Genomic DNA, 26,604 nt, shown 5'->3' with positions numbered 1-26,604 from the left:
GTTTTGGTGGGTTAAGACGTGTGTTGTAAAATCCGTTCCGCAGTGGTTTGGTCGACCGGTCGAATAGACACCCGGGTTTCTCCGACTGCGGTCAGGAAATTATCCCGCGCGGCCGGGGTTTCAAACTCAAAGCCCATCAGCGTGTGACCGATGGCTTCACCGGAATAGGCATAGTTGAAATAGCAGACGTTGGCCAGGCCGGAGACCCTTCGCATAAAATCGCGCAGGGCACCTTTGCGTTCCGGGAACTCGATGTGCAGCAGCAGAGGATTTTTAAACAGGGCGGGGTTATAGTTGATGATGCGGTAGCGCACATCCGCCGCATGAGTGACATTCTCGAACTGTATGCCGCCGTCGCTCAATTCCTGTTCAAACCGGTTCAGTCGTTCGGTTTCTCCTTCCACGGCAATAATCGGCCACGCATTTGTTTTGTCGACCTTGCCGTACAGAAACTCGCCTACGGCGATGTCGATGAAATAGCGGTCCAGCAGGCTCAGCATCGAGCCGCTTTCTTCGTTCAGGTGGAAGCGGATGTAGCGGCGGTGGTGCGTGCCGATGGCCGCCGCACGCGAAATCTGAGCCAGCTTGCTGAAGTCCATGTTGGCGCCGCTGCAGATGCAAAGGAGCTTTTTATCTTTGATATCTGCGCGGTGGTCGGCGGTGTACTGGATCAGTCCGGCCAGCCCAATGGCGCCGGAGGTTTCCGGGATGACGCGCAGGCTTTCCCACATGCGCTGGATTGCGGCGGACACTTCATCGTTAGTCACGGTAATGAATTCATCGATCGTTTCACGGCAGACGGAATAGGTCAGGTCGCCGGGCCGGGTGACAGCTGTGCCGTCACAGAATGTGTCTACTGAATCGAGTGTGACCGGATATCCGGCTTCAATAGACGCCTTCATCGACGCCTGTTCGGCGGCCTCGACGCCGATAATACGGATGTCCGGCCAGTGCTTTTTCAGCCAGCAGGAGACGGCTCCTGCCATTCCGCCGCCGCCGATCTGCAGGAAGACGACGTCGGGCACTGTTCCGGACAGCATGATTTCGTCCGCAATGGTCGCCTGGCCGGCCATTGTGTAGAGATCATCAAACGGATGGATATAGGTGAGATCGTGTTCCTCTGCAAAAGACCGAGCAGCCTGGTCGGCCTCGTTGTAGGTGTCGCCGGTCAGGATAATCTCAACGTGATCGCCGCCATGCTGCCGGACAGCTTCCTGCTTGAGCAGCGGGGCGGCCAGCGGCATAAAGATTTTTGCCTGGATGCCGAGCAGCCGGGCGGCGCGTGCAACGCCCTGGGCGTGATTACCGGCCGATGCGGCCACAACGGTTTCGCAGCCGGTTTGCTGATGATATGCCGCAACGGCGTTATAGGCCCCGCGCCACTTGTAGGCATTGATCGGTCCGAGATCCTCGCGTTTTATAAACACCTCGCAGGCACCGGCTTCGGGCAGACGCATCGGCTGCAAGGGCGTTGGCGCCCCCGCGCGGTATACCCGTGTTCTTGCACGCAGGATTTCTTCAAAAAGCTGGTCAACCGTTTTCATGATGACAGCCAATCAGTTTTACTGCTGTCGTACAAGTGCGGATCATAGATGATCATTAATGAGCGGTTTCATTGTCGCGAGCGGATCGATGCATCTTTTTCTCTCCGGAAAGGATGGTTTCTTCAATGAATCTTCAATCTAAAGAATGTGCGTTTATATAAGTTGGTATAGCTTGCCATTGTATTTATGATTTTTGAAGATGGAGTTTCTTTCTTCAAAGAAGAATCATTGGCTGGAACAAAGCAGCCATTACACCTGTCTTTTTTGGTTTAGGGGGCTCTCTGATGATGTGCGATCGGGGGCTGTTTTTGCTTCGGGATTTTCGGAAAAATCATCCTGTTTGGGTTTCAGATCTGTTCTTGTTTTTTTCTGGATATACGTCCGGGTATCTGAGACCTTTATATCCTTTGTAAATAGGCTTTTTAACCCGGGTGTTTCTTGCGGGTTAAGAGTTTAGAACGTGGGCAGAGGCCAGTCTGACTCGTTCTGAACAAGGGTTTGGGCATAATTTGAACAGTGGAGAGGACGCTATGCTAAAGACAATATTTAGAATGACTTTCGGCATTATATTCGCAGCTGTTTGGTTTTGTGAAGCCATCAGTATTACTGTGGAGTGGGAGCCGGCACAGACCACAGTCAACGGGGACCCTCTGGAGGAAATTCACTATTATAAGTTGTTTTATGGTACAACCTCCGGGAGATATACCGACTATATTACAGTGACCAACGGAACCAGTGTTCGGCTGACTGATCTGGAATACAATAAAACACTGTATTTCTGTGTGAGAACCTGTTCCGGTCCTGTCGAAAGTGATTATTCCGAGGAGTTGTTCTGGACGGCCCCGGTCATGCCCGATTCCGATTTCGATGGACTATCGGATGATTGGGAGACGTTTTATTTTGGTTCGCTGCACCGGGCAGGAAGCAGTACGGACAGCGACGGCAATGGCGTGATTGACCTGGAAGAGTTTATTGCCGGTACGGACCCGATGAATCCGTCGGACCGGCCCATCCTGAGAATTTCTCCTGATGGAGCCGTTTACTTTTTTGCGGAGAAGGCGGGGGGCAGCGGCTATGAGAATCGCACCCGCAAATATCGTTTGCTGCACAGCAGCAGTCTTGCTGAGGGCAATTGGACGCCTGTTCCGGATATGGATGACATTCAGGCAGAGAACCAGCTTGTGACCTGCGGCGTTCCTATGGATAGAGCCCCGGGATACTATCGCACCGAAATCTATTTAGATTAGTTTGCCTGTGTCCTGAAAAGTGGCGCAGCAGACATTTAAGTCATCGAACTGCGAACGGCTTTTGCGAGCGGGCACGATTCATGGGCCGGTTGCCCTTTGCGGTAAGCACCGAGCAGTTCGGCCGATTGCTTTGCAAGCTCGCGGCGGACTTCACGCCGTCGGCCTTTTACCCGTTCGATATACATTGTATCGTAGGCGGTTGTTTGATGCCGCATCCATGCAATCACGGCGGCCGACGCTCGTTTTTCGACTGGAATTTGCTCTGTGCGGGCTACGGTTCCGCTGCCGACCGGTACGGCATGCTCTGTGATTGCCTTTGCCATTTGTTCGGCCAGTGCCTGATGTTTGGGATGAAAATGGAGCCAGTCTAAAACCGCTTGATAAAACTCCTTTTCATACTCTGCTTGTTTTTTCGCGCGCCGCTTCAGGTCGCTTTCGCGTCGTTTGGCGTAGGCCGGATCAGCCCGTTTTTCTTCAACCGCTTTCTTGGCCTCCTCAATGCGTTCCGCCGGCGCCCATACGCCAAGGGAAAAGATTTTTCGGCCCTTTTTCTGCTGGACCGTCCAGCAGGGACCGAGCGCTTTCAGTGCGCGGGTGACGGCCGCATCGCCCGGCTTCAAACAGGCCCAGTCCGCGGGCGGATGGATGTGTGCTCCCTGTTCGGTAACAAGGTATTTAAATTTCGGATGCGGCGCGGGCCTCAGTGTTCGGTTTTGATTCGGCATTTTTTCTATTCAGGAAATTTTATTAGTTGGAGGCGGATTGGCCAGTAAGAGCTCAAAGGGTGCAGAGATTTTGATGATTGGAATGTAAAATAAGTATCCTGCCTGTTTGAGGGGGATCAGACAATTCTAACATTCTCACTTCGTTTCTCTGTTAGTTCCGGGTTGTCTTTCGGACGGTTCTTTAGGTGCTCAAAAAGAGAATACGCAGATTAATTGATCGTCGATGAAGATTTTACAGTCGGGGTACAGTTGCGAGCCGGGATAAACGGTTCCTTTTGAGCTCTCCACACGCACGAAGTGTCCCTGCCAGTTTCCGTGCAGGGGCTGATAGGTAATCAGACTTTTTTTCCATGCCGGATCCTTGCTGTATGGCGGAAAGATGGGATTGCCTAAAGATTGGTCAATAACGGGTTTCTGGTTGATGCAAATCGTGAGCTTATTTCCCATTAACTCGTTAAATACTGCATCAATTTGCAGGTTTTGTTGTTCAAACGATCCGGTGGCTGTTCTCGTGATCGGTACAGGCCAAAGACATCCCGTTAGGAGGAGGAAGAGGAGTATCGTTTTAATTAATACAGTAATTTTTTTCATGGTTCATTTTATGGGTCAAAGAAAGAAAAGATGTTTATTGGGTAAAGTACTACAAATCACGGGCTCGCGCTAATGGCTTGTTTCAAAATTTATTGCGTGACCCTTGGGGGATTTTTATCTTCCTGGATTCTTTCTGTCCGTTTTTCCCTTCCTCTGGAAGGGGCTTCTGGGAGGGGAATCGCGAGCCTGAACACGGCTCCGCCAAGATGCGATTTGCCGATGGTGATTTCCGCCTTGCACGATGAGGCAAAGGCTTGAACGGAAAGAAGCCCCAGTCCGGTTCCGTCTGTTTTTGTGGTAAACCCCGAGGTAAATACGGCCTTGGCTGTTTCGGCGTCAATCCCGGGACCGTTATCGTGAACTTCAAGAAAAAGGACATTTTCTTCCTGTTTAAGCGCGAGTTCGATTTTACCTCTTTTTCCGGTTGCCTGTGCCGCATTGACAACCAGGTTGATGACTGCTTGTTCGAGAAGTCGCGGGTGGAGGGTCAGGGGGACATTGGTATCTCCGGTGATTTTCAGGCTGCAGGTTCGTACGTTCGGATGTTTTCGAATCAGCTCTACAATTTGTGGCAGCGCGGAAGACAGTGCGATCTTTTCTGTTTCCTGCGTCTGCAGCTGTTTGGTGGATGCGGCCATGTGTCTGGCCATCCTCGCGAGGTTTTCAATTCCCTCTTCAAGCAGTTTGCGCATGTTGACCAGGAAAGAATCGTTTCGCTCTCTTCCCTTGAGTCCTTCGACAAGTCCAGAGAGAGACATCAGCAGGTTGTTGAGGTCGTGCGCCAGTGAGGCGCTGCACATGGCGGCGATGGCTTTACGTTCACTCTGAAGCAGCAGCTCATGCTGGAGGCGGGTTCTACGCCACCATGCAAACGAAAGGATGAAAAACAGAATGCCGGTAACGATAATGAATGCGATGCCTTTAACGACTTCGATTTGTTTGAGCTCTTCAGGGGTCTGGGCGACTTTTGCGGCAAGTTGTCCGGAAAAAAGTATGTAGAATATGCAGATTGTGATGTAAAAAAACGAAGATACTGCGGCCCGTTTCAGCGGGCTTGTTTCCGGCTTGTTTGAGAAGCGTGTTGGCCATGGTTTTATCACAACTGCTCTCCTTCCCGCCTGAATAATACTGCAATCGCGCGGTTTTCGAAACTCTATTCTGATGCTTGAAAAGAGATGTCGTCATTTTCCGGAAACGATTTTTTCACCGTTAAAAACATCCATTCTCAGGGCAATCTTCTCTCTTGGGAACAAGAGAAAGTTTTCCCTTTCGGGGGTAAGCAAATGTTTAAATGCGGATGATCTGTGCTTGCCGGACCAGCCTTCTGGACTGGCTGTTAGCGCAGGCCTCAAAACGGCCTGTTCTTAAAGCAGATCATCAATCATGTGGAACGAATAGTTGGCATCTTTGGCCGGTTGATGCATCAGTCCGATTACTCGTGCCGTTTCAGGTGATGAGGCATGACCGATCATCACAACAAACCCTTTGTCCTTCGCGATTCGCATTCCCCGTTCAAACTGCCGCGTGATGGCTTCTTCGCTGCGGTCGTTGTCCAGGAAGACATGCTGCTGCGCCGTTGGAACGCCGTGCTCCAGTGCAGCCTGTGTGGCGATGGATGCCGGTGTTGTAACGCTGTCCACAAAAAAAAGATCGTTCGTTTTGCAGAAAGCCATCACCGCATTCATTTTTGAACGATCCTGGGTTATCAGCGACCCCATGTGGTTGTTCATTCCTCGTGCTGCCGGTACTTCTGCCAGGTTTTGACGCAGAATATTCGGGATCTCTTCAAGCGGAGTGTCGCTGTAGATGGCTCCGGGGCCGGGATCGGCCGTGGATCTCATGGGCTGCATCGGCTGATGCAGGATCAGCTGTTTGCTGTCCGACTGGAGCTGTATGGCCGCTGCGGAGCTTTGTGTAGCGGGCAGTCCCGGCAGAACGGCAATCGTCATAGGAACAGGCAGTTCCAGAAACGGTTGTATTTGGCTGAGGCGTTGTCCGGCATCATCAATGATCAGGTAAATTTGATAATCCGTATCGGGCGTGGGCTGAAGGGGGCGTGAGGCCTGTTCGTGCGGGGAGGGAGAGGTTCGGCATCCGCAGAACAGGAGTGCGATGACGGATAATGCGATGGCGGGAGTAAGTTTTAAAACGGAGCGAAACATAATGATGATAATCTCACCTTCCACCGGCTGGTTCAACCGGTTTCGTGAACGTTGTTGGTTGGAATCACGAACGCCACACGTTTACCTTGCTGAACAAGGAGATTTTCAATTATCGGAAAACATTAATTCATAGGACTGCCCCCGGCGTTTGGCCCTGGCGTCTGACCCTGGCGTTGATAAGGCGCAGGGGAAGACGAAAGAAAAGCAGACGATTCCCAAAGTCATCGGCTGCCTTCTTCTCCTTTTTTGCGCTTCTTTGTGGCTAGATCAATTCACTGGCGCCGGCCAGTGCGGCTTCAAGCGCATCGGGGTTACGGCCGCCGGCCTGGGCGCGGTCGGGTTTGCCGCCGCCGCCGCCGCCGCACTGTTTGGCGATGGCGCCGACAATTTTGCCAGCGTTTTTACCTTCTTTGACGAGGTCGGGCGTTACAGCACAAACGAGCGCGACTTTGCCGTCGGAGACGCCTCCGAGGATGGCGACGGTGCTTTCGAGCTTGGGCTGCAGGGCATCCATGATGACGCTGAGCAGCTGCGCATCGGTGTCGCCCAGGTTTTCGATGAGCAGGCCGTCTTTGACTTTGGTAAGCAGTTCTTCAGCGATGGCCGGAGCCTGCGACTGCATTTCGGCCTGACGCGCTTTGGCGGCGGCTTTCTTTTCTTCGAGCTCTTTGGCCTTGGCTTCCGCCTCAGCGGCGGCCGTTTTCTGCTCTTCGATGAAGGCGTCGGCATATTTGCCGCAGGCGGCTTCAATGCGGCGGATCCCGGCGGCGATAGAGCTTTCGCTCATTAGTTTGAATTTGCCGATGTCGCCGGTATTGCTGACGTGGCAGCCACCGCACAGTTCCATCGAGAAGCCGTCAAAGGAACCTGAGGTTCCTCCCATTTGTAAGACACGAACCGTATCTCCATACTTCTCGCCGAAGAACTGCTGGATTTCCGGGTGCTTCTGCACTTCGGTGAAGGGTACTTCCTGTGCGTAGACGGGCAGGGCGGCTTCAATCTTTTCATTCACCAGTTTTTCGATTTCGGCGATCTGCTCGTCCGAGAGTTTTTCCGGGTTGTTGAAGTCGAAACGCATGCGGTCGGGCGCGACGAGTGATCCGCGCTGGCGGGAATCTTCGCTGACGACTTTGTGCAGCGCCCAGTGGAAAAGATGGGTCGCGGTATGGTGGCGCTGGATGTCAGCGCGGCGTTCGGCGTCGACATCGACGAGGACGCCTTCGCCCGGCTCGGGCGCGCGGCCGGAGACGAGTTTAGCAACGTGTACAACCAATTCGCCCTGTTTCTGGGTATCCGTAATTTCCAGAGTTCCGACATCATTATCATCGTGGCCGGGAACACTGATGGTTCCCTTGTCACCCAACTGTCCGCCCATTTCAGCGTAGCAGGGGGTTTTGTCGAGAATGATGTTGTAGGTGCCGTCTTCGCCCGGCGTAACGGCTTCGACGAGTGCTTCGCTTTCCAAGGTTTGGAATCCGACGAACTCGGTCGGTTTGACGTCGAGGCCTGCGGTTTCGGCCATGATGACCGATTTCTTAGCGGCGTAGTCGGCGCGGGCGCGCTCGCGCTGTTCGTTCATTAGCTTTTCGAAGCCTTCGGCATCGACGGCGAGGCCGCGCTCGCGGGCCATCACTTCAGTGAGGTCGAGCGGGAAGCCGTAGGTGTCGTAGAGTTTGAACGCTTCGTCGGCCGGGAAGGTTTTGCCTTCGAGTCCGTCGACGACCTGCTCGAAGAGTTCGATGCCGCGGTCGAGGGTGCGGTTAAAGGATTCTTCTTCGGCTTTGAGCGTCTTTTCGACGCGGTCGCGGTTGGTGCGCAGCTCGGGGAAGGCGTCGCCGTAGGTGTCGGCGAGAGTGTCGGTGAGTTTGTAGAAGAAGGCGTCTTTGAAGCCGAGGGCGCGGCCGACGCGCACGGCGCGGCGCAGGATGCGGCGCAGGACGTAGCCGCGGCCCTCGTTGGAGGGCAGGATACCGTCGGCGATGGAAAAGCCGAGGCAGCGGATGTGGTCGGCGATGACGCGAAAGGCGATGTCGGCCGGATCGGTCATGGAGGAGCCGTATTTCTTGCCGCTCATTTCTTCCAAGGTTTGGAAAATGGGGGTGAAGACGTCGGTTTCGTAGTTGGAGATGACGCCGGAGAAGTCCGTAAATCCTTTGGTGCACTGAATGATGGAGCAGGCGCGTTCGAAGCCCATGCCGGTGTCGACATGGCAGGCGGGGAGCGGGTTGAAGTTGCCCTGTTCGTCGGCGTTGAACTGGATGAAAACGAGGTTCCAGATTTCGATGCACTGGGGGCTGTCGGCGTTGACCATTTTGGCGCCGCAGTTGCCTTCAGGAGTAAGGTCGACGTGGAGCTCGGAGCAGGGGCCGCAGGGGCCGGTGTCGCCCATCATCCAGAAGTTATCTTTGCGGTTGCCGGGCACAACGCGTTCTTCCGGCAGGTATTTGAGCCACATTTCTTTGGCTTCGAGGTCGGCTTCACCTTTGTCGTCGCCGCCGAAGTAGGTGGCGTAGAGGCGTTCTTTCGGGAAGCCCCAGACGCCGGTGAGGAGCTCCCATGCCCAGTCGATGGCTTCCTGCTTGAAGTAGTCGCCGAAGGACCAGTTGCCGAGCATTTCGAAAAAGGTGTGGTGGTAAGTGTCGGCGCCGACGTCCTCGAGGTCGTTGTGTTTTCCGCCAGCGCGGATGCATTTCTGGGTGTCGGCGGCGCGGCCCGGTTGGTAGGGGCAGTTGGACTGGCCGAGGAAGATCGGCACAAACTGGTTCATCCCCGCGTTGGTGAAGAGCAGGTTGGGCGCGTCGGGCAGCAGGCTGGCGGATTTGACGATGGTGTGCTGCTTCGATTCTAAGAAATCGAGAAAGGACTGGCGGATTTCGTTGGATGTCATAGTTCAGATAAACAGTTATTGGTTAATTTTTATTGGTTATTAGGACTGGCCTTTTGACGCTAGGAGCTCTTTTTCATCCTCCCTGATAACGAATCTCTAATAACGAATAACTCTTCCTGCACAGCAGGAAGTCGATGAATGTAGCATGAACGGGCCTGATTTCACGGATTTTTTTGATCAGATTGCAGGTCAGCGCGGGCTGTTTTTGCGATACTGGCCGGGAGTCAGTTCCATGATTTTTCGGAACTGACGGGTGAAATAGTTGCTGTCGGAAAAGCCGCAGTCGAGCGCGATGTCGGTGATGGTCCGGTTTGTACTGAGCAGCAGCAGGGCGGATTTGCTGACGCGGATGTGCATGAGGTAGTCGATCGGCGAGCGTCCGACGCAGTCGTGAAAGATGCGCTGGAAGTGGCGGGGAGAGAGGTGTGCTTTGCGGGCGAGATCCTCCAGTGTGATTTTTTCGGCATAGTGGGTTTCAATATGCGCGAGGGCGTCGCCGAGGCGCAGCAGATCGAGTGATTCCTCGGGCGGGGTGTCGGAATAGCACCGGGAGAGAAATACAACGAGCTGCATGAAAAGGCCTTTGGCCATCACCCGGTATCCGGGGCTTTTTTCGGCGGTTTCCCGCTGCAGTTCGCGGAGCCCGTCGTGAGCAATATTCAGCTGCTTTGCGTTCAGCTGCAGGCGGCTGTTGAATTTCTGCTGGGTGCGCAGGGCGGGTTCGAGTTCGAACAGCGCGTGAAAGCCGGGCAGGGCGCGAATATCCCACTGATTCATGCCCAGTGCGTTGGAATCGAACAGAATATTTGCCAGGGCCAGCCCGTGCATTTCGAGGTACTGGTGCTTGTGTGCGCCGGAAACAACGAAGACATCGCCGCTTTTGACCGGAAAGGGCTGGCCATCCACAATGTGCATGGCCGTTCCTTTGAGAATGATGATCAGTTCATCAAAGTGATGGCTGTGCAGCGGGAACTCAGGCTGCGGATCGCGGAGATGAATCTGGATCGGCAGGGTCGGATCTTCAAAATAGTCCTGTTTTTCGAGGATTTCACTCATGTCGTGATCGTGCTAGAAGTTGTCTGCATCGTCAAGGTGTATTTTGGGCGGACAGTGGTAAGGTTCTGATCGGTTTTAACTAAAGAAGGAGAATCTACATGAGTGTTGAAAAAGCATATGAACTGGCGAAGGAGCGTTACGCTGCTTTTGGAATTGATACGGATGTAGCCATTGAAAAGGCGCTGGCGCTTCCGATTTCTTTGCATTGCTGGCAGACCGACGATGTCGGCGGTTTTGAAACCAAGCCGGAAGGGCTGGACGGCGGCGGCATTATGGCCACCGGCAACTATCCGGGGCGCGCCCGTAACGGCGAAGAAGCCCGTGCCGACCTCGAAAAGACGATGTCGCTGATTCCCGGAACCCAGCGTGTAAATGTTCATGCCTGCTATTCCGAAACAGATCACTATGTCGACCGCGACGAAATGGATCCGTCCTGCTTTACCAAATGGATGGACTGGGCGAAGGAGCAGGGCATCTGCCTCGACTTCAATCCGACGTTCTTTGCGCATCCGAAAGCGGAAGACGGCTTTACGCTTTCACATCAGGATGATGAGATTCGCGCCTTCTGGGTGAAACACGGAAAAGCCTGCCGGAAAATTGCACAGGCAATGGCTGAAAGCCAGGGCAGTCCCTGTTATGTCAACTGGTGGACTCCGGATGGCGACAAAGACATTCCGGCCGACCGTTTCAGTCCGCGTGCCCGGATGGCGAAATCGTATGATGAAATTATGGCTGACGATTCTGTCGACAAAACCAAATGCGTTGACTTCATCGAAAGCAAATTGTTCGGAATCGGATCCGAAGAGTATGTGGTGAGCTCCGGCGAATTCTGCTCGGACTACGCCATCAGCCGCGGCATGGGCCTTTGCATGGACATGGGGCATTTCCACCCGACCGAAAACATTCATGGAAAAATCTCCAGCCATTTGCAGTTTATGGATAAAATCCTACTGCACGTCAGCCGCCCGATCCGCTGGGACTCCGACCACGTTACGCTGTTCAATGACGATCTGAAAAACGTCTTTATTGAAATCCAGCGCGGCAATGTGTGGGATCGCGTCGTGGTTGCTCTCGACTTCTTTGATGCATCCATCAACCGTATTGGTGCCTATGTTACCGGAACCCGTGCTGCCCGCAAAGGAATTCTCTATGCGCTGCTCGATCCGACTGCGCAGCTGCAGGGCTATGAAGTCGAAGGTAAGAAAGCTCAGCGCCTGGCTCTGATGGAAGAGTTTAAATCCATGCCGTTTGCTGCCGTTTGGGATATGCTCTGCGAAAAAGCGGACGTGCCGGTTGGCGCAGACTGGATTGGTGAAATGGAAGCCTACGAGACTGACGTTTTGAGGAAACGCGCGTAATGCGCGTTTGCCTTATTGCCTGCGAATGCCGGTAACGGAGGTTTTGAAGAGGATATCCCCTATGAAAAAATGGATGGGTTCTGTTTGCGCTGTTTTATTCTGCAGCAGTGCTGCGTTGAGTCAGCCGTCGGAACGGCCCAATGTGCTGATGATTGCAGTCGATGACCTCAACGACTGGATCGGATGCCTTGGGGGACATCCTCAGGCAAAAACCCCGAACATTGACCGGCTTGCAAGGCGAGGCGTGTTGTTTACCAATGCGCAGTGTCAGTCGCCGGTCTGCAACCCGTCGCGCGCCAGCCTGATGACGGGCCGCTATCCGGAGAGTACCGGCATCTATTTCCTGGATCCGCCGATCGGAGACTCTCCGGTGGCCCGTGAGGCGACACAGCTTCCTCAGCGTTTTCTGCAGGAAGGCTATTATGTAACGGCCGCCGGCAAACTGTACCATGGCGACGAGAATGTCCGTTATCTACCTAACTATGCCGGGAATTTCGGCGCGTTCGGGCCGTATCCTGATAAAAAACTGACTGGATTTCCCGGGCATATGCTTTGGGACTGGGGTGCGTATCCGGAGCGCGATGATCAAACGCCGGATTATCAGATTGCAACCTGGGCCGAAAATCAGCTGGCCAAAAATTATGATCAGCCGCTGTGGCTCGGCATCGGGTTTTACCGTCCACACGTTCCACAGTATGCGCCGCAGAAATGGTTCGACCTGTATCCCTTGGAAACACTCCGGCTTCCGGCAGTTGTTGCCAACGATCTGGATGATGTTCCTGAATACGGCGTGAACCTGACCCGCCTGAAGCACGTTTCGCCTACGATGGAGTGGGTGGAAGAAAACAACGAATGGAAACCGCTGGTGCGTTCCTATCTGGCCTGTGTCAGTTTTGTCGATCATCAGATCGGCCGGGTGCTGGACGCACTGGAAAAGAGCGGGCGCAGCGAAAATACGGTCGTGGTGCTCTATGGCGATCACGGATTTCATCTGGGAGAAAAACGGCGCTTTGCCAAACGCAGTATCTGGCGCGACGGTGCCGGTGTTCCGCTGATTATTGCTGGTCCGGGCGTTGCAAAAGGGGCTGTGTGCGATCATCCGGTTCAGCTGCTCGATATCTATCCGACACTGCTGGCGCTGACCGGGCTGGATGCAGATTCCGGACTGCAGGGGCATTCACTTAAGCCGCTGCTGGACAACCCCAAAACGGACTGGCCGTACATGGCTCGCTCCAGTTTTGGTCCGGAAAACGTAGCGATCGTGTCTGATCAATATCGTTATATTCACTATCACGATGGTTCTGAAGAACTGTATGACCGCAAAAAAGATCCAAATGAATGGATGAATCTTGCGTCGGACCCGGCCTATCGGACGATTATTGAAGAGTATCGGGAAAAACTGCCGAAAAGCTACTATCCGCTGCTCGGCAGCGGTTCAACCGGGCATGATGCTTTTGAGGCAACGGAGAAAATTGCAAACGAAAAATAAGGAGCGCAGATGGCGGAAGAGCAGGAAGAAAAACATGGTGAGTTTGAGCGCTCGCCAGTGCCGGAATCAAAGACGCTGGGATTCAAGGCCTTTATCGGCATGTATGCCGGAGAGCACTGTGCCGGAACCGAGCTGATGATTGGGCCGCTGTTTGTGGCGGCTGGCGTCAGCGCGTTCGATGTTGTGGTTGGGCTTCTGTTCGGCAATCTGCTGGCGGTGTTGAGCTGGATGTTTCTGTGTGCGCCAATTGCTGTGCGCGCCCGCCTGACGCTCTACTACCAGCTGGAAAAAATCTGCGGGCGCTATCTGGTTACGCTGTACAACATTGTAAACGGCGTGATGTTCTGTTTTCTCGCCGGCTCTATGATTACCGTGTCGGCGACCGCGCTCGGTGTGTGGTTTGACTTCCCCATGCCGTCTTTGACAGATATTTACCCGAACAGTTTCGGTTGGGTATTGGCTGTACTGGGCGTCGGCGTTGTCATTTCCATTGTTGCGGCATGGGGCTACGACATGGTCGCCCGCATTGCCAATATTGCCGCGCCGTGGATGGTTTTGGTGTTCCTCGCGTTCGGGATTGTCGGATTCCGGCAGTTTATTGAAGTGACCGGCGCGGATGTCAACTCGCTCGGCAGTTTGTGGGAGCTTTGCAAAACCGCGGTCTGGAAGGGCGGCGAGGCTTTGCCGGGACAGGTGAAATTTACCTTCTGGCATGTCACGTTCTTTGCGTGGTTTGCCAATATGGCGATGCATGTGGGGATGTCTGACCTCTCCGTGTTGCGGTTTGCGAAAAAATCATGGTGCGGTGCGGCGTCGGCTTCCGGTATGTATGTCGGGCACTTTATGGCCTGGTTGGCGGCGTCTGTGCTCTATTCGCTCCAGCTGCATATGGACCCTTCGAACACCGATGTGCTGCCCGGTCCGCTGGCCTATCGCGCGGCGGGGATTGCCGGACTGATCTGCGTGATCATCGCCGGCTGGACCACTGCCAATCCGACCATTTATCGCGCCGGTCTCGCCTTTCAGGCCATCATGCCGAAACAGTCGCGGTTCGCGGTCACCATCGGCACCGGACTGCTGGCGACTGTCGCTGGAATGTTCCCGGGCATCGCGATGAAGCTGCTCGGGTTTGTGGCGCTGTACGGAATGCTTCTGATGCCCATGGGGGCTGTCATCTTCACGGATTTCTGGGTGTTCCCGAAACTGGGCCTGAAGCAGTACTATGCGGAACATAAGTCTCTCAAGATAAACTGGGCGGCCGGCGCGGCATGGATTGTCACCATGATTGTCTGCTACTCCCTGTATAAACTGGGAATTATGGAAATCTACTTTGTATCCCTGCCGGGATGGTTCCTCGCATCGGCACTCTACATTGCGATCAGCAAGTTTCAGCAGAACGGAGAGATGGCATGAAAAAGCTTTTGGAAATTATTTCTTATTTTGCACTGATCGCCGTTGTTGCGGCTCCTGTGCTGTTTTACATGGATAAACTGGATCTTGATCAGAACAAGTTCTGGATGCTGATTGCCACCATTGTGTGGTTTGCCAGCGCGTCCTTCTGGATCGGTACCAAAAAGAAAGGGAAAGCCTGATGATCCGCAACGCATTTAAAATGAAGCTCAAGCCCGATGTTGTTGAGGAATACAAAAAGCGGCACGATGAGATTTGGCCGGAGCTGGCCAAGGCGCATTCCGATGCCGGGATTTTTGATTATTCCATTTATTTTGACGAAGAGTCGCTGACGCTGTTTGCGTTTCAGAAGCTGACCGATGACAACACGGCTGATGGACTTAAGGATTTGGAAATTGTGCAGAAATGGTGGGACTACATGGCTGATCTGATGGAGGTCCATCCGAACAATATGCCTGTCTTCAAGCCGCTTTCTGAGGTTTTTCACATGGACTGACCGTGCAAAACCCGCTGATTCGATATTGAGTTATCGATTCGGGCGGGGCACTGTAATGTTTTGAGCAATTTTAAAAAAAGGAGATGAGATAATGTTGGAGAAGAGAACGTATTTTATGCCGGCCATGAGCATGATTGGGCCGGGTGTATTGCAGGATGTTGGCGCGGAGATCAAATCGCTTGGCTGTTCAAAGGTGTTGCTGGTGACCGATGCCGTGCTGAACAAGATCGGAACGGTCAAAAAGGTGACCGATGTGCTGGAAGCGACCGGGATCGATTATGTGCTGTTTGACGGTGTTCAGCCGAATCCAACCTGCGCCAATGTGGATGACGGCCTGAAAATGCTGATGGCAAATGAGTGCGACATCATTGTTTCACTCGGCGGCGGTTCGCCTCAGGACTGTGCCAAAGCGGTGTCGATTCTTGCAACAAATGGCGGCGATATCCGCGACTATGAAGGGGTCTTTAAATCGTCGAAAAAAGGCCTGCCGATTGTGGCGATCAATACGACTGCCGGAACGGCTTCGGATGTGACGATCAACTATGTGATCACCGACGAAGAGCGTCATGTGAAGATGGTGATGGTTGACAAAAACAGTCTGGCCACGATTGCCGTGAATGATCCGGAGCTGATGATTGCCAAGCCGGCTGCTTTGACGGCCGCCACGGGTATGGATGCGCTGACCCATGCGATTGAAGCATACATCACCAAAGGCGCTTACCGCCTGACCGACGCGCTGGCGTTTGAATCGATCAAGCTGATTTCTGAAAGCCTGCGTGATGCGGTGGCCAAAGGCGACGATCTTGAAGCCCGCAGTAAAATGGCATACGGTTCGTTTGTCGCCGGAATGTCGTTCAGCAACTGCGGTCTGGGCGTCGTCCATTCGCTGGCTCATCAGCTCGGTGGCGTCTACAATCTTCCGCACGGGGTCTGCAATGCGGTGCTGCTGCCGCATGTTATGCGTTTTAATGCTCCGGTTTGTGCTGAAAAAATGGCCAAGGTCGCTGACGCAATGGGCGTGGATACTGCGGGCATGACTGCCGAGCAGGCCGCCGACGCTGCCATTGCCGCGGTTGAAAAGCTCAGTGCAGATGTCGGAATTCCGGCGGGACTGGCAGAACTCGGCGTTCAGGAAGACAAACTTGAAGAAATGGCCAAGCTGGCACTGGTTGATCCGTGTGCGCCCGGCAATCCGCGCGACATGTCGCTCGAAGACGCCGTTTCCATTTATAAAGCTGCCCTTTAAGGAGAAAATAAATGCAGGATTTGAAGACCATTGTTGAGCTGTCGCATGAATTCGGAACCGTTGATTATGTGAAGGGCGGGGGCGGCAACACCTCCGTTAAAAACGAAACAACGCTGTGGGTGAAACCGTCCGGCACCACGCTCGGCGGCTTAACCGAAGAAACCTTCGTGCAGATGAACCGTGCGAAGATCAACGAGCTCTACGACGTTGAAACGCCGACGGAATCGGCTGCGCGCGAAGAACTGGTGAAAAACATGATGGCGGCTTCGGTCGAAAACGATGCCGGCCGTCCCTCCGTTGAAGCGCCGCTTCACAATGTGTTCGACGCAAAGTTCGTTGTGCACACGCACCCGTGCGCGGTCAACGGACTGACCTGTGCTAAAGGCGGCGAAGCCGCCTGCAAAGAAATGTTTCCGGATGCGCTGTGGGTCGAATACATTGATCCCGGCTACACGCTTTGCATGGAAGTGCGCAAACGCATCGAGGATTACAAAGCTTCCAATGGCAAAGAGCCGGCGCTGCTGGTCCTTAAAAACCACGGGATCTTTATTGCCGCTGACAGCGCCGACGAAATTCAGGCGCACTATGCTCGCGTAATGGACGCGCTCAATGCGGCCTACGCTGACGCCGGAATTTTCCAAACCCTGGAAATTTCCGATGCGGTTGTCTCCACGGAGACCGAAGAAAAAATTAAAGAGCTGTTTGGTGCAGACGGAGCGTTCATCGCCTCGTCCGGTCGGTTTGCGGTCGCTCCGGGGCCGATCACTCCGGATCATCTGGTCTACGCAAAAGCCTTTCCGTTCACTGCCGAGCTGACCGCCGAGAACGTGGCGGCCTATCAGGCAGAACGCGGTTACCTGCCGAAAGTTGTCATGACCGGTGACTGCGTCTGCGGCATCGGCACTTCGCAGAAAAACGCCGACCTGGCGCTGGAACTGGCGCAGGATGGTGCTCTCGTTCTGAAGCTGGCCGAGGCCTTCGGCGGCATTGAATATATGACGGATGCCGCCCGCGAATTTATCGAAAACTGGGAAGTGGAATCCTACCGCCAGAAGCAGGCCGGTTAGTCGATGATGAGTGATAAAAAATTCGAAAAGAACTCTGTTATCGATACGTAAAGATCGATATGTTTGTCGCTCAATTTCACTAACAGAGGAAAATCATGAAATACGAATACTTGCATCCAAGAGACGAACTGGCGGTAACGCTGGAACGTATTTACAATTATAAAATGACGACGACGTCGGGCGGAAACCTGTCCATTATCGACGAAAACGGCGATATCTGGATTACACCGGCCCGGGTTGATAAAGGACAGTTGACTCCGCAGGATATTGTTTGCGTCCGTAAGGACGGCACGATCGACGGTCTCCATCCGCCGTCATCGGAGTTTCCGTTCCATAAAGCCGTGTACGAAGCCCGTCCGGATATCCGTTCGGTTGTGCATGCGCATCCGATGTCTCTGGTGGCGTTCAGCTGTGCGCACAAGGTTCCGGAAACCAAAGCCTACCCGACCGCATGGAACAGCAACGGCGTTGTCGGGTTCGCCCCGTACGGTGTGCCGGGCAGTGAGGACCTCGGCGCCAAAATCGCCGAAGAGTTCAAAAAAGGCTATGACAGCGTCATTCTGGAAAACCATGGTGTCTGCTGCGGCGGAACCAGCCTTCAGGATGCGTTCCAGCGCTTTGAATCGCTCGAAGTCTGTGCCAAAGCTCATATTAAAGCCGGCGTTATCGGCACTCCGAAGGAGCTGACCGAAGAACAGATCCAGATGCAGTCCAAAAGCTACTACAAGCTGGAAGCGTTTGAATACGACACCGATATGATGTGCATTAAAGAAAAGGAACTGCGCTGCGAACTGGCCAAGTTTGTGAAGCGCGGTTACCGTCAGCGTCTGCTCAGCGGTACTACCGGAAGCTTTTCGGCCCGCATCGACAAAGACTCGTTCCTGATCACTCCGTACCCGCTCGACCGCTATACGATTGAGCCGGAAGATCTGGTGATGATTCGCAAGAACAAAAAACAGATCGGCAAAAAGCCGAGCCGTGCGCTGCACGCACATCGTGCGATTTATGAAGCAAATCCCGAGGTGAACTGCATTATCAACGCCTCACCGGTCAACGCTTTGGCGTTCAGTATCTGTGGAGAAAAGATTGATACCTACACCATTCCGGAAAGCTATGTGTTTGTCGGTGATGTCAGCCTGCTGCCGTTTGAAGCCAGCTTCAACGACTTTGACACGCTCACCAAAACGCTTACGCTCAAAACACCGGCTGCGGTGCTGTCCAACAACGGCGTAATGGTGGTTGGCAAAGATCCTCTTTCAGCCTTTGATAAGCTTGAAGTGCTTGAGTGCTCGGCCGAAGCGATCATTGACAGCCAGCCGATCGGGGGACATGTTTCCATGTCTCAGGAGATTATCGACGAGCTGTGCGAAGCCTTTAATCTTTAATTGCCGCACAGTGTTTCTGAGGAGCCCCGTCATTTGGCGGGGCTTTTCGTTTTACGAACCTGGCGGAAGCGCGACCTTTTGATGTTCTGGGGACAGGCACTGTTCGTGCCCCTTGGTGGTTAATCGTGCTTCGTGATCTTTGGTGTCGGTCCATGGTTTCTTTTGTCATCAGTCGCACAAAAAAGCTCTCGCGTTTCCGCGAGAGCTTTTTGTTCAGGTTCAGATTGTTTGGCCGCTTTATTTGATTTTATACAGCGCGGTTTCATCAATCCTGGGGCGGGCGAGGCCTTCTTCTCGGGCGACTTTTTCGACCGCATCAGCGACGGCATCGGCGACGCCTTCGTCGAAGACGGACGGAATGATGTATTCCTCGCACAGCTTGTCGGCCGGAATCAGGTCGGCGATGGCGTGAGCCGCGGCCACTTTCATGCCTTCGCTGATACTCTTTGCGCGGCAGCGCAGGGCGCCCTTGAAGATGCCGGGGAAGCAGAGCACGTTGTTGATCTGGTTCGGGTAGTCCGAGCGGCCGGTTGCCATAATGCGGGCCTGAGGCAGCGCTTCTTCGGGCATGATTTCCGGAATCGGGTTGGCCATTGCGAAAATGATGGGATCTTTCGCCATGTTTTTAACGTCTTCGGCGGTGATGCATCCCGGTGCGGAAACGCCGAGGAAGAGATCGGCACCGTGCATGGCTTCGCTGAGGCTGCCGGTGAAGCCTTCCGGGTTGGTGTGTTCGGCAAACCATTCCTTGGCAAAGTTCATTTTTTCGGTGCGGCCCTTGTAAATCGCTCCGGTGCGGTCAAAGCCGATCAGGTTTTTAACGCCGGCTTCGAGCATGATTTTGGAGCAGGCGACCCCGGCAGAGCCAACGCCGTTGACGATTACTTTGAGCTCTTCCATTTTTTTGCCGGTAATTTTCAGCGCGTTGAACAGCGCGGCCAGCGAAACGACGGCGGTTCCATGCTGGTCATCGTGGAAGACCGGAATATCGAGTTCGGCTTTCAGGCGCTCTTCAATTTCGAAGCAGCGCGGTGCTGAAATATCCTCCAGGTTGATGCCGCCGAAGGTCGGAGCCAGCAGTTTGACCGTTTTGATGATTTCTTCCGGATCTTTGGTGGCGAGGCAGATCGGGAAGGCGTCAACGCCGCCGAAGCCTTTGAAGAGCATGGCTTTTCCTTCCATCACCGGCATGGCGGCTTCCGGGCCGATGTCGCCGAGACCGAGAACCGCGGTTCCGTCGGAAACAACGGCCACCATGTTTTTTTTGATGGTCAGCGCGTCGGCGCGAGTGACGTCTTCGTGAATTGCCGAGCAGACGCGGGCGACGCCGGGCGTGTAGGCGATTGACATCGCTCCCGGCGCGTGCAGATCCAGACGGTTAAACGTCTCGATCTTTCCACCGATGTGCGAGCGGAAGGTGATTTCGTCTGCGGAAATCACCGTGGTGTTTTCCGTGTTTTCCAGGGTTTGGAAAATCTGCTGCTGGTGTTCGCTGTCGCGGCAGTTGACCGTAAAGCCGTAGGGGCTTTCGATGCCTTGGGATGCAACGCAGACGCCCTCGGCGGTAGCGATGATATTTTCAAGGTCCTGCCGGGAGAGAGACGACTCTACACGCAGGTCGATGCTGAAACTGGGTGATGGATTGATTTTCATGGGCGACATCCTACTGAACTTGTTTGTTCGGGCAAGTTCAGATGTCTCCAAACTTTGGAACCGGCTGCGTCAGGGCTTGCTTCTTTTTTCCAAACCTTGGAAACTCTCCGGTCTTATGATCGATTTTATTCAGGTAACCAAACGGTTTGGCACGCAGGAAGTGCTGGTGGATGTGTCGTTCCGTATCAATGCGGGTGAGCACGTCGGGATTGTCGGTCCCAACGGGGCCGGGAAAAGTACCGTTTTCGGGCTGATCAGCGGGGAAACTTCTACGGACAGCGGCGATGTAACGCTGCCGAAGAATGTACGGCTGGGTCATCTGCATCAGCAGCTGCATTCCTATGCACAAACCGACTCACTGATCGATTATGCAACCGATTCTATTCCTGAGCTGAAGACCATTCATGCGGAAATTCATGAATTGGAACACAGGCTGGAAAAAGAAAGTGGAAGCGGACAGATGCTGGAGCGGCTCGGCGAGCTGCAGCACGAATATGAGCATCTCGGTGGTTATGCAATGCGAGCCCGCGCCGAGGCTGCTCTCAGCGGGCTGGGTTTTAAGGAGGCCGAGTTTAATAATCCGTTCCAGTCGTTCAGCGGGGGATGGCAGATGCGCGCGGAACTGGTGCGGACGTTGATCGCCCAGCCCGATGTTCTGATGCTCGACGAGCCGTCCAACTACCTCGACCTGCCGGCGGTTGAATGGCTCCAGCGCTTTTTGCGGGGCTTCAGCGGCACGATGCTGCTGATTTCGCATGACCGCTATCTGCTCGAGTCGCTGACGGACCGGACGCTGGAAATCCAGGGCGGCTCCGCGGTAAAGTATGCGGGTGGCTATTCCTATTATGTGAAAGAGCGCGAACAGCGCCACTTGCAGCAGGCGGCTGAGTATCGGAACTATGTGGAGAAAAAGGAGCAGCTCGAAAGTTTCATCAACCGTTTCCGGGCAAAATCCACGAAAGCGGCTCAGGTGCAGAGCCGGGTGAAGATGCTGGAAAAAATGGACGCGGTCCGGATGCCGCCGAAGCCGCCGCAGGCGGCGAATTTGCGCATTGCGCCGCCGCCGCGCTGCGGCGCTCAGATCATGCAGCTCGAAAACCTCGGCTTTTCCTATGACGGAGAACGCTGGATTTTTCGCGATGTGAATCTGGACATCCAGAACGGGCAGAAGATTGCGATTGTCGGGTATAACGGCATGGGAAAAACCACGCTGCTGCGCGTGATTGCCGGAACGCTACAGGCGGGCGAAGGACGGCTGAGAGAAGGACATAAAGTGGTACTCGGCTACCAGTCGCAGGACTTTGCAGAAACGATGCCTCCGGACAAAACAGTGCTGGGTGTTGTGCGTGACGCCGGCAACAATGTTTCCGAACGCGATGTGCGCGGACTGCTCGGTTCGTTCGGGTTCAGCGGTGATTCGGTGGACAAACAGGTCGCGGTACTGAGCGGGGGCGAAAAAATCCGGCTGGCATTTGCGCGGATCTTTATCAATCCGCCGAACTTTCTGCTGCTGGACGAGCCGACGACCCATTTGGATATTCAGGGTCGCGAGGGACTGGAGAAAGCCATTCGGGAATATCCCGGCACGGTTTGCCTCGTCAGCCACGATGTATCCTTTGTGCGCGGCGCGGCGGACCATATTGTTGAAGTTCGGGACGGCTGTGTGTCCAGTTTTCCCGGCGGCTACGATTATTATCTGGAGAAGACAGCGGGGCAGGAGACGATCGAAGGTCGGAAGACGAAGGTCCAAAGTCCTGATAACGTGCAGCCTTCAGCTGCCAATCCCAAGGCGGCGCGCGCCGAGCGGGCAAAAATGCGCGAGGCTCAGAAGGGGCTGCGCAGGATGGAGGCGGAGATGGAGACGCTTCAGGCCGCGCAGCAGGAGCTGCATCAGCAGATGGCCTCCGGCAATCCGGAACTTGATTATGCCGTGCTCAATATCCAGTTGTCCGAACTGACCCAAAAACTGACCGCTCTTGAAGCGCGGTGGCTGGAAGAAGCCGACCGGCTTGAAGGATGATTCGGCTGTCTGTAAGGACAGGCATCTCCGGTATTCCGGAGAGCCTGTGTTTATCAGCTTTTAGAACGATACCGTGCAGCAGCTGAGCGCATCAATTTTTGCAGCGACCTGCTTCATGGTCTCGGCACTGGCCGGTTCATTGGTTTTGAGGATCGCAATGGAACGCTCGCCGGTTTTGTCGTGCGGGTTGCGGACGTCATCAATGTTGAGGCCGGCTTCTGCCATGGCGCCGGCGATCTGGCTGAGAACGCCGGGTCGGTCGGAGTAAGTGAACAGTGCCAGATGACCTTTCGGCTCGAAATAGAGCCCGTCGAAATGTCCGATTCGGGAGATCATCAGGTGGCCTTCTGCAACCGTTCCGCGCACGCTGATGCGGCGCAGGTTGTCGCCGTCCACGCTGGCCATCAGATCAACAGTAATGGCGCTTCCGTAGCCTTTGGCTTCATCGGTTTCGCGGGTGGCGTAATCGATTCCCATCTCTTCGAGGTAGCTGATGGCGGCTTTTTCATCCATGGAGCGGTCGAACTCTTCGCTGAGCGCGCAGACCACCGGCACGGAGAGCCAGTTTCCGAATTTGCGGAGTTCGCCGTAGAAGCTGGTTTCAATTTTGTTGAGTTTGGTTTCTTCGCCGATCATCGCGCGGGTGAGCTTGGTGATGGTGAAGGCGAGGTCGGCGTAGGCTTCGTCGAGGCCTTCCGGAATGTCGCGGTTAACGATGTAGGAGGTGACGCCTTTGCTGTCGAAGTCGATCAGCTGTTCGGCCGAGCGGCGGGCGGCGTTGTAGTTGGCTTCGGCAGTGGAGGCTCCGAGGTGCGGAAGCATAATGTCGGCAATATCGGTTACCGTTTTATCGCCTTCGGCATCCTTGGGATAGACGTCGTTCAGGAAGCGCAGGCCTTTTTCCGCTTTAATCGCGCGCAGATCGTCTTCGTTGATGACGCCGGAGCGGGCGCAGTTAACGAGTGTGGCTCCGTCTTTCATTACGCTGAACAAATCTTTGTTGATGAGTCCGCGAGTATGTTCGTTTTCAGGGATGTGCAGGGAAACGTAGTCGCTCTGTTCAAAAAGCTCTGCCAGGGGGACAAGTTTCACGTTCAGACGATCTGCGGCTTCTTCAGAAAGAACAGGATCGAAAGCCAGCACGGTGACGTCAAACCCGCGCAGTCGCTTGGCGACCAGACGACCGATGGCGCCGAGCCCCACGATTCCGATGGTTTTACCGGTGACCTCTTTGCCCATGAATTTTTTCTTTTCCCATTTCCCAGCGCGGGTGGAGGCATCGCCGGGAACAATGTGGCGGGCGTCGGCCAGCATCAGGGCAATGACTTCCTCGGCCACAGCATTGGCGTTGGCGCCGGGGGTATTCATCACATCAACGCCTTTGGAGCGTGCATGTTTGATGTCAATCGTGTTGTAACCGGCTCCGGCGCGGATGACCACTTTCAGAGAGGACAGGGCATCGATGATTTCAGCCGTGACCTTTTCGCTGCGGACAAACAAGGCATATGTATCCGGGTTTTGGGCGGCCAGCACGTCGAGTCCGGCGCTGTCGTCCTGAACAACGGTGTAGTTTCCGTTTGCTTCGAGCAGTTCTTTAGCCACCGGGTTGAGCTTGGTCGGGATCAGTACTTTTTTCATAAGAGTCTCCATAAATTTATGAACAACGTAGTCCGCCCCGGAGGGCGAATCAAGCCCAATCGCTACTTTTGTATCGATTGGGCCGGGGCGGGGTATCTTTGCGGGAAACCTCTTCCAAAAACGCTACAGACGGGCGACTTGCAAATCAAGTTCAGACGGTTTTATCTTTCGTGTCTTGACCGTTGACGGGGCGCTCTTCTAATGTGCTCCCATGAAATTATTCAAACTTTTCCTGATGCCGCTGGCGGTCGTGCTTTTTGCCGGATGCTCCGGCTATCGGGTGGGCAGCACCCTTCCGGAAGATGTTCAGACGGTCAGTCTACATGTGGTTAACAATACAGATGAACCGTCGATTGAAGTGGCGGTCATGAGAGCCCTGCGGGCTGAAATTCAGATGGACGGACGCCTGCAGATTCGCTCTGAAAATGAAGCCGATACCGTTTTGACCGTTACGCTGAATCGTTTTCACCTGACTCCGTTGGCATTCGATCGGCGACGCGGCTCTCTTGCCCGCGAATACCGTATGGTGTTGAGCGCTTCGTCGGTTCTTTCCCGGCAGGCCGATGGAGAGGTCATCGTCGAAAGCCCGGAACTGCTGGGCGAATCGGAATTTGATTACAGCGCTGATCTGACCAGTGCCAAATTCGCTGCGCTGCCCTCAGCTGCCGACGATCTGGCCCGCAAAGCGGTCAGTCTGATTACAACGGCATGGTGATGCAGTGCCAGAAATTCACGTCAACGAAACACCGTTTGCAGTGGATCAAAACACAACGCTGTTCCGCCTGCGCGATGCGGTCAAACCGGATGCGGATATTTTGATTCTGAATGGAGCAGTGGCTTCCGGTGACATTCCTTTATCTGAAGGCGACTGTGTTTCCCTGATCCGGCGCGGTGAAGTGCCGTCCGAAGACGAACTCGAAGCACTGATGGCTGCGCGGCACACGCCGGGCGTTCACCAAAAGGTCAAAACCGCCACGGTCGGGATTGCCGGACTCGGAGGGCTGGGTTCCGCGATCGCGACGGCGCTGGCCCGTGTTGGCATCGGCAAATTAATTGTGGCCGACTTCGATGTTGTGGAGCCGAGCAATCTCAACCGCCAGCACTATTTTGTCGATCAGATCGGGGTGCCTAAAACCGAAGCCACCGTTTCCAACCTTCGGAAAATCAACCCGTATGTTGATGTTGAGGCGCATTGCGTAAAGCTTATGCCGGAGACTGTTTTTCCACTGTTTGGAGACGTCGATGTGATGATCGAGGCCTTTGACGGCGCGGAGCAGAAAGCGATGCTTCTGCAGGCGTTTACGGCCGCTCGTCCGGACGTTCCGTTTATCGGTGCATCCGGCATGGCGGGGTATGCGTCCGGCGAGATGATCGGTATCAAAAAGCTCGGGCCGAAACTTTATATTGTCGGCGATCTGGAAACCGGAGCGCGTCCCGGATGCGGACTGATGGCGCCGCGTGTTGGAATTGCCGCCCATATGCAGGCGAACCTGGCCCTGCGCCTGATCGTTGATGGCATCCGGTGATGCTATTTCAGCTTTTCATTCCACGCGGCGATGCAGTCTTTGATGGATAGTACATATTGTTCGTTGCAGAACTGGCACTGCACGGTCAGCGGTTCATTTTTTCTGACGATTTCCATTCGCTCGGGAATGGGAAGGGTGCGTATCACTGCGCCCATTTTTTCTTTATTGCAGGGGCAGGTGAACCGGGGTTCGCTGCATTCCTCCATATAGAAACCGCCAAAGGCGGGTTCGTCCGCCACCAGAACGGCGGCGGCTTTTTCAGGGACGGACACGTTGGCAAGCAAATCCCGGAATGCGGGATCTTCCATGCGGGAGCGGATGCGATCGAAACGCTCCAGATCGCAGTCAGGAAGAGCCTGAACCATCCAGCCCTGACAGATGCTGACCGGATTTTCCGGGTCCGCATTAAACCCGATCATTGCGGACATGCCGGTTTCGACCTGATCACTGATGCAGTGATAATAGGCCAGATCTTTAACGGCATCCTGCAGCGACACCGGTGCGGTGCCGGAGTTGAGGATTTTTCCATCCAGAGAAACAACCGTCTGGAGGTCGCCGAGATCCCCATAGAGAGCTGTCATGTCTTCAATTTCGCCGATCTGTGCCGGCGAAATAAAGGCGCGCACGGTGCCGTCGGCCCCGGCATCCGTCACGATGGTTTTCAGAGCTCCTTTGTATTTCCAGCAGACATTCAGGCGATTGTCTTCCGGGAGGATCGCTGCGCTGAGCAGCGCGCCGGTCAGGGCCCGGCCCAGAATATGCGCGGCCACCGGATCGCAATTGTGCCGGATTACGATGTCGTTGACGGTTTGGGTTGTCAGCGCACAGCTGAACGCAACATCCAGCCCCTTGAAGTGTCCTTTGTACAGTCGATCGTTCATAGCGGTATATGGACTCAAAAAGCAAGGTGCAGGGCAAGCGGAAAAGAAAACCCTTCCTGTTAGGAAGATATTGTCGGTTAGTTTTTTATTTTATTAATAGTAAAGATTTTTGTTTAACGGACTACTTTGTGTGTTTATGCTAAAAGCTTAGTTTTGCGGGTAATAAAAAACCCCGCCGAAGCGGGGTAAAGGTCTAGGACCTTCGGCATATAGCCTTATTGTG

22 protein-coding genes are annotated in these 26,604 nt (G+C 54.4%); 12 read left to right on the top strand and 10 right to left on the bottom strand.

All coding sequences use genetic code 11. The features are described from left to right. Positions 1-11 precede the first annotated feature (11 nt). Positions 12-1,544: a pyridoxal-phosphate dependent enzyme gene (locus GT409_RS15130; RefSeq protein ID WP_160629887.1), complete on the bottom strand. Its 1,533-nt coding sequence runs from the start codon at positions 1,542-1,544 to the stop codon at positions 12-14. A gap of 530 nt (positions 1,545-2,074) precedes the next feature. Here GT409_RS15130 and GT409_RS15125 point away from each other — a divergent pair. Beyond that, complete coding sequence (locus GT409_RS15125) at positions 2,075-2,791, top strand: fibronectin type III domain-containing protein (RefSeq protein ID WP_160629886.1); 717 nt, start codon at positions 2,075-2,077, stop codon at positions 2,789-2,791. 35 nt (positions 2,792-2,826) lie between these two features. Here GT409_RS15125 and GT409_RS15120 read toward each other — a convergent pair whose 3' ends face one another. The 6 genes from GT409_RS15120 to GT409_RS15095 all read right to left on the bottom strand — a co-directional run bounded on the left by GT409_RS15120 (position 2,827) and on the right by GT409_RS15095 (position 10,212). After that, positions 2,827-3,516 (bottom strand): DUF2293 domain-containing protein, encoded by a 690-nt coding sequence (locus GT409_RS15120; protein WP_160629885.1) that lies wholly within the window; start codon positions 3,514-3,516, stop codon positions 2,827-2,829. Positions 3,517-3,705: 189 nt separating this feature from the next. Continuing rightward, entirely contained in the window at positions 3,706-4,107 is a 402-nt protein-coding gene (locus tag GT409_RS15115; RefSeq protein ID WP_160629884.1) for a hypothetical protein, read from the bottom strand. 89 nt (positions 4,108-4,196) lie between these two features. Then, complete coding sequence (locus GT409_RS15110) at positions 4,197-5,207, bottom strand: sensor histidine kinase (RefSeq protein WP_160629883.1); 1,011 nt, start codon at positions 5,205-5,207, stop codon at positions 4,197-4,199. A 264-nt stretch (positions 5,208-5,471) separates the two neighbouring features. Next, positions 5,472-6,269 (bottom strand): divergent polysaccharide deacetylase family protein, encoded by a 798-nt coding sequence (locus GT409_RS15105; RefSeq protein WP_160629882.1) that lies wholly within the window; start codon positions 6,267-6,269, stop codon positions 5,472-5,474. Between the two features lie 262 nt (positions 6,270-6,531). Then, complete coding sequence (gene alaS, locus GT409_RS15100; RefSeq protein ID WP_160629881.1) at positions 6,532-9,156, bottom strand: alanine--tRNA ligase; 2,625 nt, start codon at positions 9,154-9,156, stop codon at positions 6,532-6,534. Positions 9,157-9,345: 189 nt separating this feature from the next. Next, on the bottom strand, positions 9,346-10,212 hold the full coding sequence (locus GT409_RS15095) for a helix-turn-helix domain-containing protein (protein ID WP_160629880.1): 867 nt from the start codon (positions 10,210-10,212) through the stop codon (positions 9,346-9,348). Positions 10,213-10,310: 98 nt separating this feature from the next. Here GT409_RS15095 and GT409_RS15090 point away from each other — a divergent pair, with 98 nt between their 5' ends. The 8 genes from GT409_RS15090 (at position 10,311) to GT409_RS15055 (ending at position 18,663) form a co-directional block, all read left to right on the top strand. Further along, positions 10,311-11,570, top strand: a complete 1,260-nt coding sequence (locus GT409_RS15090) for an L-rhamnose isomerase (protein ID WP_160629879.1) — start codon at positions 10,311-10,313, stop codon at positions 11,568-11,570. A 61-nt stretch (positions 11,571-11,631) separates the two neighbouring features. Further along, complete coding sequence (locus tag GT409_RS15085) at positions 11,632-13,059, top strand: sulfatase (RefSeq protein WP_233231574.1); 1,428 nt, start codon at positions 11,632-11,634, stop codon at positions 13,057-13,059. A 9-nt stretch (positions 13,060-13,068) separates the two neighbouring features. Beyond that, the gene (locus GT409_RS15080) at positions 13,069-14,472 is read left to right on the top strand and encodes a purine-cytosine permease family protein (protein ID WP_160629878.1); all 1,404 of its coding nucleotides are present in this window, start codon (positions 13,069-13,071) and stop codon (positions 14,470-14,472) included. Next, positions 14,469-14,651: a hypothetical protein gene (locus GT409_RS15075; RefSeq protein ID WP_160629877.1), complete on the top strand. Its 183-nt coding sequence runs from the start codon at positions 14,469-14,471 to the stop codon at positions 14,649-14,651. The genes GT409_RS15080 and GT409_RS15075 overlap by 4 nt, the downstream gene beginning before the upstream one ends. Beyond that, positions 14,651-14,965, top strand: a complete 315-nt coding sequence (rhaM, locus tag GT409_RS15070) for an L-rhamnose mutarotase (protein WP_160629876.1) — start codon at positions 14,651-14,653, stop codon at positions 14,963-14,965. Before GT409_RS15075 ends, rhaM begins: the two co-directional genes overlap by 1 nt. Before the next feature lie 91 nt (positions 14,966-15,056). Beyond that, positions 15,057-16,211, top strand: coding sequence for an iron-containing alcohol dehydrogenase (locus tag GT409_RS15065; RefSeq protein WP_160629875.1), 1,155 nt, complete (start codon positions 15,057-15,059; stop codon positions 16,209-16,211). Between the two features lie 11 nt (positions 16,212-16,222). Then, entirely contained in the window at positions 16,223-17,278 is a 1,056-nt protein-coding gene (locus GT409_RS15060) for a class II aldolase/adducin family protein (RefSeq protein WP_160629874.1), read from the top strand. A gap of 95 nt (positions 17,279-17,373) precedes the next feature. Beyond that, the gene (locus GT409_RS15055) at positions 17,374-18,663 is read left to right on the top strand and encodes a class II aldolase/adducin family protein (protein ID WP_160629873.1); all 1,290 of its coding nucleotides are present in this window, start codon (positions 17,374-17,376) and stop codon (positions 18,661-18,663) included. Between the two features lie 237 nt (positions 18,664-18,900). Here GT409_RS15055 and GT409_RS15050 read toward each other — a convergent pair whose 3' ends face one another. Continuing rightward, on the bottom strand, positions 18,901-20,316 hold the full coding sequence (locus GT409_RS15050; RefSeq protein ID WP_160629872.1) for an NAD(P)-dependent malic enzyme: 1,416 nt from the start codon (positions 20,314-20,316) through the stop codon (positions 18,901-18,903). Here GT409_RS15050 and GT409_RS15045 point away from each other — a divergent pair. Next, a complete protein-coding gene (locus GT409_RS15045) occupies positions 20,285-22,336 on the top strand; it encodes an ABC-F family ATP-binding cassette domain-containing protein (RefSeq protein WP_160629871.1) in 2,052 nt (683 codons plus the stop codon). The genes GT409_RS15050 and GT409_RS15045 overlap by 32 nt on opposite strands. A gap of 60 nt (positions 22,337-22,396) precedes the next feature. Here the strand turns inward: GT409_RS15045 and GT409_RS15040 are convergent, their stop codons facing one another. Next, the gene (locus GT409_RS15040; RefSeq protein WP_160629870.1) at positions 22,397-23,974 is read right to left on the bottom strand and encodes a 3-phosphoglycerate dehydrogenase family protein; all 1,578 of its coding nucleotides are present in this window, start codon (positions 23,972-23,974) and stop codon (positions 22,397-22,399) included. Between the two features lie 211 nt (positions 23,975-24,185). On the opposite strand from GT409_RS15040, the gene lptE reads away from it, so the two are divergent. Both lptE and thiF read left to right on the top strand, forming a co-directional pair. Then, positions 24,186-24,689 (top strand): LPS assembly lipoprotein LptE, encoded by a 504-nt coding sequence (gene lptE, locus GT409_RS15035; protein WP_160629869.1) that lies wholly within the window; start codon positions 24,186-24,188, stop codon positions 24,687-24,689. A gap of 4 nt (positions 24,690-24,693) precedes the next feature. Continuing rightward, the gene (thiF, locus tag GT409_RS15030) at positions 24,694-25,500 is read left to right on the top strand and encodes a sulfur carrier protein ThiS adenylyltransferase ThiF (protein ID WP_160629868.1); all 807 of its coding nucleotides are present in this window, start codon (positions 24,694-24,696) and stop codon (positions 25,498-25,500) included. A 2-nt stretch (positions 25,501-25,502) separates the two neighbouring features. Here the strand turns inward: thiF and GT409_RS15025 are convergent, their stop codons facing one another. Further along, complete coding sequence (locus GT409_RS15025) at positions 25,503-26,381, bottom strand: Hsp33 family molecular chaperone HslO (RefSeq protein WP_160629867.1); 879 nt, start codon at positions 26,379-26,381, stop codon at positions 25,503-25,505. Between the last annotated feature and the right edge of the window lie 223 nt (positions 26,382-26,604).

Source organism: Tichowtungia aerotolerans, from assembly GCF_009905215.1.
Classification (GTDB): Bacteria; Verrucomicrobiota; Kiritimatiellia; order Kiritimatiellales; family Tichowtungiaceae; genus Tichowtungia; species Tichowtungia aerotolerans.
The sequence above is the reverse complement of the archived record's forward strand: the minus strand, read 5'-3'. Positions and strand labels throughout refer to the sequence as shown.

Coding starts and splice junctions, on each gene's coding strand:
- GT409_RS15085 (WP_233231574.1), top strand. CDS start 11,632: ATGAAAAAATGGATGGGTTCTGTTTGCGCTGTTTTATTCTGCAGCAGT.
- GT409_RS15125 (WP_160629886.1), top strand. CDS start 2,075: ATGCTAAAGACAATATTTAGAATGACTTTCGGCATTATATTCGCAGCT.
- GT409_RS15095 (WP_160629880.1), bottom strand. CDS start 10,212: ATGAGTGAAATCCTCGAAAAACAGGACTATTTTGAAGATCCGACCCTG.
- GT409_RS15065 (WP_160629875.1), top strand. CDS start 15,057: ATGTTGGAGAAGAGAACGTATTTTATGCCGGCCATGAGCATGATTGGG.
- alaS (WP_160629881.1), bottom strand. CDS start 9,156: ATGACATCCAACGAAATCCGCCAGTCCTTTCTCGATTTCTTAGAATCG.
- GT409_RS15105 (WP_160629882.1), bottom strand. CDS start 6,269: ATGTTTCGCTCCGTTTTAAAACTTACTCCCGCCATCGCATTATCCGTC.
- rhaM (WP_160629876.1), top strand. CDS start 14,651: ATGATCCGCAACGCATTTAAAATGAAGCTCAAGCCCGATGTTGTTGAG.
- GT409_RS15080 (WP_160629878.1), top strand. CDS start 13,069: ATGGCGGAAGAGCAGGAAGAAAAACATGGTGAGTTTGAGCGCTCGCCA.
- GT409_RS15130 (WP_160629887.1), bottom strand. CDS start 1,544: ATGAAAACGGTTGACCAGCTTTTTGAAGAAATCCTGCGTGCAAGAACA.
- GT409_RS15060 (WP_160629874.1), top strand. CDS start 16,223: ATGCAGGATTTGAAGACCATTGTTGAGCTGTCGCATGAATTCGGAACC.
- GT409_RS15115 (WP_160629884.1), bottom strand. CDS start 4,107: ATGAAAAAAATTACTGTATTAATTAAAACGATACTCCTCTTCCTCCTC.
- lptE (WP_160629869.1), top strand. CDS start 24,186: ATGAAATTATTCAAACTTTTCCTGATGCCGCTGGCGGTCGTGCTTTTT.
- GT409_RS15090 (WP_160629879.1), top strand. CDS start 10,311: ATGAGTGTTGAAAAAGCATATGAACTGGCGAAGGAGCGTTACGCTGCT.
- GT409_RS15040 (WP_160629870.1), bottom strand. CDS start 23,974: ATGAAAAAAGTACTGATCCCGACCAAGCTCAACCCGGTGGCTAAAGAA.
- GT409_RS15050 (WP_160629872.1), bottom strand. CDS start 20,316: ATGAAAATCAATCCATCACCCAGTTTCAGCATCGACCTGCGTGTAGAG.
- GT409_RS15045 (WP_160629871.1), top strand. CDS start 20,285: ATGCTGAAACTGGGTGATGGATTGATTTTCATGGGCGACATCCTACTG.
- GT409_RS15120 (WP_160629885.1), bottom strand. CDS start 3,516: ATGCCGAATCAAAACCGAACACTGAGGCCCGCGCCGCATCCGAAATTT.
- GT409_RS15025 (WP_160629867.1), bottom strand. CDS start 26,381: ATGAACGATCGACTGTACAAAGGACACTTCAAGGGGCTGGATGTTGCG.
- GT409_RS15055 (WP_160629873.1), top strand. CDS start 17,374: ATGAAATACGAATACTTGCATCCAAGAGACGAACTGGCGGTAACGCTG.
- GT409_RS15075 (WP_160629877.1), top strand. CDS start 14,469: ATGAAAAAGCTTTTGGAAATTATTTCTTATTTTGCACTGATCGCCGTT.